The 4,202-nt window shown below is 60.8% G+C and carries 5 protein-coding genes; 2 read left to right on the forward strand and 3 right to left on the reverse strand.

What is annotated here, in order from left to right:
- On the forward strand, positions 1-512 hold a 512-nt coding region (locus J0I64_RS02500), incomplete at its 5' end, for an SPOR domain-containing protein (RefSeq protein WP_291406048.1).
- A 46-nt stretch (positions 513-558) separates the two neighbouring features.
- Here J0I64_RS02500 and J0I64_RS02505 read toward each other — a convergent pair.
- On the reverse strand, positions 559-1,548 hold the full coding sequence (locus J0I64_RS02505) for a tetratricopeptide repeat protein (protein ID WP_291406049.1): 990 nt from the start codon (positions 1,546-1,548) through the stop codon (positions 559-561).
- Between the two features lie 86 nt (positions 1,549-1,634).
- Positions 1,635-1,985 (reverse strand): hypothetical protein, encoded by a 351-nt coding sequence (locus J0I64_RS02510; protein ID WP_291406050.1) that lies wholly within the window; start codon positions 1,983-1,985, stop codon positions 1,635-1,637.
- Between J0I64_RS02510 and J0I64_RS02515 the strand changes: the two genes are divergently transcribed.
- Complete coding sequence (locus tag J0I64_RS02515; RefSeq protein WP_291406051.1) at positions 1,984-3,810, forward strand: ABC transporter ATP-binding protein; 1,827 nt, start codon at positions 1,984-1,986, stop codon at positions 3,808-3,810. The two genes, J0I64_RS02510 and J0I64_RS02515, sit on opposite strands and share 2 nt — an antisense overlap.
- Before the next feature lie 37 nt (positions 3,811-3,847).
- Here the strand turns inward: J0I64_RS02515 and J0I64_RS02520 are convergent.
- Positions 3,848-4,202: CorA family divalent cation transporter (locus J0I64_RS02520; RefSeq protein ID WP_291406052.1), on the reverse strand; the 355-nt coding region annotated here is incomplete at its 5' end.

The raw sequence follows: 4,202 nt of genomic DNA on the forward strand, positions 1-4,202 counted from the left end.
CTCCGACGCCGACATCGACGCCTGCCGCTGCTCAGACCACGCCGCAGGCTGTGCCGGTCCAGCCAGGTACATTTGTTCCGGCAGTCGATCTTGCGGGCAACCCCATCGGCGGCAAGACAGCGCCAGTGCCGCGGCTACGCCCGACAAGCTTTGCCCCGCAGGCAGCAATCACGACGCCTGCGGTAAACCCTGCTCCGGTAGCACCTGTTGCCACGAACACCCCCGCACCGGCGGCAAGTCAGCCGGTGGCCGCGCCAGCCAACGGCAGCCCCGCCCCGGCTTATGTCCAGTTATCGTCGCAGCGCACCGAAGAGGCCGCCCGCCAGACGGCGCAGCAGATTTCCTCGCGCTACGGATCGCTTTTTGGCGGGGCAAGCCTGGAGGTTCAGCGCGTCGATCTGGGTGAGCGCGGCTTTTTCTATGGTGTTCGCGTTCCTGCCAATTCGCTACAGAACGCCAACCAAATCTGCTCGAACGTCAAAGCCGCGGGCGGGGACTGCTTTACCCTCTAATGGTAAGCCAATTTGGCCGCAGCGTGTTTCTGCTGCGGCGCGCCTATTAAAAATCTGCGAATTGCGGCGCAATCGACAGCGCAAGAGCCTCTGCATTGGCACGATCTTCCGGCCGGGCTTGGGATGAAGCACGCTTGAGCAGCTCGGCCACCTGGGCCTGATCGGAAGTACCGCTGCAACGCGTGTGCGACAGGTTCAGCCACATCAGCCCCTCTATGGGCTGCGCCTCAATCCCGTCCATACCGTTGAACAGCATGTCACCCAGCCGCGCCTGGGCAAGGCAGTGCCCCTTGCGCGCCGCGAGGGAGAACCAGCGCGCGCTCTGCAGCGGGTTGACACCCAAACCTTCGGGCTGGAGGTAAAGCAGACCAACGCGATATTGCGCATCGGCATCGCCAAAATACGTTGCGGCGTGCAACAGCAAGGCGTGTGAGCGTTCGATATCAGCCGGGATGCCGGCGTCAGGCACCCCCTTCCGATAATAGTCGCCCATCTTCACGAAAGACTGCGCAACGATATCAGACTCTACGCCGCGCGGTGCGGCATCAGCGTGCTGATTGGCAATCTGAGCGAAATAGCCGAAGGCCTTGGCCGGATCCTTGGCCACACCTTCTCCATTTTCGTACATCGTACCCAGCTGCCACATGGCCATAGGTTGGCCGGCGTCAGCTGCATCCTCGAGGGCAGAAAGGTAGGCATCGCCAGAGACCCCGCCGCCAGCGCCGTCCAGCATATTTGCCAGGTCGAGCGCGGCATCGGCTGCCGTCTGAGCTTGTGCGGGGATTGCAGCCGTCAGAACCGACAGTGCAAGTCCGGTTACCGCGGATGCCAGATAAAAAGCCGGCGATTTCCGCATCTTACTCCTTTTGCCCAGAACGGTCCGGGCGGGTGCTACATCTGTATGCCGTTCCCTCGGGACGCGGATGGAATTTGATCCCGAAGCCCGTTGAGGGAAAGCAAAGTATGAACTTTTGGTAAACTCGCATTGCGGCAGCATTTCAGCCGAGTTCATCACATCGCCGCGCGTTGCGGCCACGGACGTAACTCCCCTGGAAGGCGTCGAACTTTTGGTATTCAGTCTGCGCACGTGCTCACCAATAACCGGCGGATTCCCGCCCATTTTCAAGCAGTCTGGCGCGCAGCGGGCATGATCAAGACGACGCGTTTCAGCGTCATCCTCAATCTGCCGGCACCCGCCCCCGAATGCCTAGCAATCTCGTTTAGGATGAGATTGTGGCGGGAAACATCGCCAAAGTCTTTATGCGCGCAGGCCGCCGCGTGAATCCCTAGTGCTGTTGCGATTTCGTCACAGACTGCGACTGCGAGGGAATTTGCCCCCATATGGCATTGTGAGCGCGGGCCGAAGCACCTCATATTCACGCGCTTATTGCGCCAAGTGCGAAGGAATTCGAAATGAAAGCGATCCTGATCCCGACCAACGCCATGGATATCCATCAGGACATGATCGCTCATGCATTCGAAAATGCCATCGGGAGAGGCCCAGCGCGGTAGCTTCAGCCGCTCCTTTCGACACAACCTCACTGCGTTCCTCGCTCGCCCTTCTATACAGCGGGCACGCAAGTTTCTTTCCTACTACCGGCCCTACAAGCATCTGCTTGTGCTCGACCTCGCCTGCGCGGCGCTGGTCGCGGCGACAGCAATCGCCATGCCGCTCTGCGCCAATTATGTCACCACGCGCCTGCTTGTCCTGACGGACAGTTCGGAGGCTCTGGGGCAGATACTGCTCATGGGCGGCGTCATGCTGCTGGTGCTGCTTGCGCAGGCCGGCGCGACCTTCTTCGTCGACTATCAGGGCCACGCCATGGGCGCCCGCATCGAAGCCGATGTGCGGCGCGAGCTCTTTGAGCACTGCCAAAAGCTATCCTTCAGCTTTTACGACCGTAGCCGCGTCGGCCAGCTGATGAGCCGGATCACCAATGACACCTTCGCCTTGGGAGAGATGTTTCACCACGGGCCGGAGGACATCGCGATCGGGCTGCTGAAGTTCGTCGGCGCCCTCACGGTGCTCTTCATCGTTGATGCGACCTTGACATGGTACATTGTCGTTCTTCTACCATTTGCAACGGTCTATGCGATCTACTTCAATCGACGCATGAACCAAGCGATGGCTCGAAGTCGTGACAAGATCGCGGCGGTCAACGAGCGGGTGGAGGATGCCCTCGGGGGCATACGTGTCGTGCAGTCCTTCGCCAATGAAGGCTTTGAGCTCTCGCGCTTTGATGCGGAGAACCGCAATTTTCTCGAGAGCCGCAAGGACGGCTATCGCAGCGAGACGTGGTTCTTTGTCGGCATGGAGGTCTTCGTGCATCTGGTGACGATCATCGTCATCATCGCCGGGGCAATGCGCATTCTGACGGCCGATCTCTCCGTGCCCGATCTGCTGACCTTCCTGCTTTGCGTCGGGGTGCTTGTGGATCCGGTCAATCGCCTCGCCAATATCGTGCGGCTTTGGCAGGAGGGCTCTACCGGCCTTGTCCGGGTACTGGACATTTTGGAGCAATCGCCTGACATTCAGAATGCGTCCGACGCCTACCCTGCCCCACACTTTCGCGGCAATGTCCGCTTCGACCGCGTGAGCTTTGGGTATGGCGACGGAAGGACGGTCTTCTCCGATCTCTCCATCGACATCGCGCCAGGCGAGTTCGTTGCCCTGGTCGGTCCCTCGGGTGTCGGCAAAAGCACGCTCTGTGCGCTCATCCCGCGCTTCTATGATGTCGAGGCCGGGAAGATCACGGTCGATGGCCATGACGTGCGCAATCTGGAGCTGGCTTCGCTCAGACAACAGATCGGCGTCGTGCAGCAGGACACCTATCTCTTCTCAGGCTCAGTGGCCGAGAACCTGCGCTATGGCCGTCCGGACGCCAGCGATGAAGAGGTGGAGGCAGCTGCAAGGGCCGCCAACGCCCATGACTTCATCATGGCCCTTCCGAGCGGCTACGACACCGATGTCGGTCAGCGTGGCGTCAAACTCTCCGGCGGACAGAAGCAGCGGCTGACCATCGCGCGTGCTTTCCTCAAGAACCCGGCCATCTTGATCTTTGACGAGGCGACCAGCGCCCTCGACAACGAGAGCGAGCGCGCCGTGCAAACGGCCCTGCAATCGCTCGCAAAGGGACGCACAACGCTCGTCATCGCCCACAGGCTGACCACGGTGCGGCATGCCGACCGGATTCTTGTGCTGACCGAGGACGGAATCGTGGAGGAAGGTCGTCACGATGACCTTGTCGCCGCGAACGGCGTCTATGCACGCCTCCAGTCGGTGCAAGCCAGCATCTGATCTCGCCAAGTAACAGTCCCTCCCAGCAAGGGAGGGACTAAAACAGCCGGCTCTTGCGCATCCACCAGACGAGGCCAACCGCAAGGACGATCAGGGCGACGCAGACGAACCAGAAGCCGCCATTGTTCTCCGCCAGCGGAATGCCTGAAACGTTCATGCCGAGCATGCCGGTGATCAGAGTCAGCGGCGAGAAGACCACGGTCACGGCCGCCAGCAGCAACATCGTCCGATTCATTTGCTCGGCGCGGTCGTCGATGATCTCTTCGTGCACCAGCACAGCACGCTCGGAGAGAGCCTGCAATTCGTCGCCAATGCGGGCGGTGCGCATCGCCGCGTCTCTGAGCCGAAGCCGGTCGCGGTCGGAGAAAAACGAGAGATCTTCGATTTCGAGC

The sequence above is a fragment of the Devosia sp. genome (genome assembly GCF_017307565.1).
Taxonomy (GTDB): Bacteria; Pseudomonadota; Alphaproteobacteria; order Rhizobiales; family Devosiaceae; genus Devosia.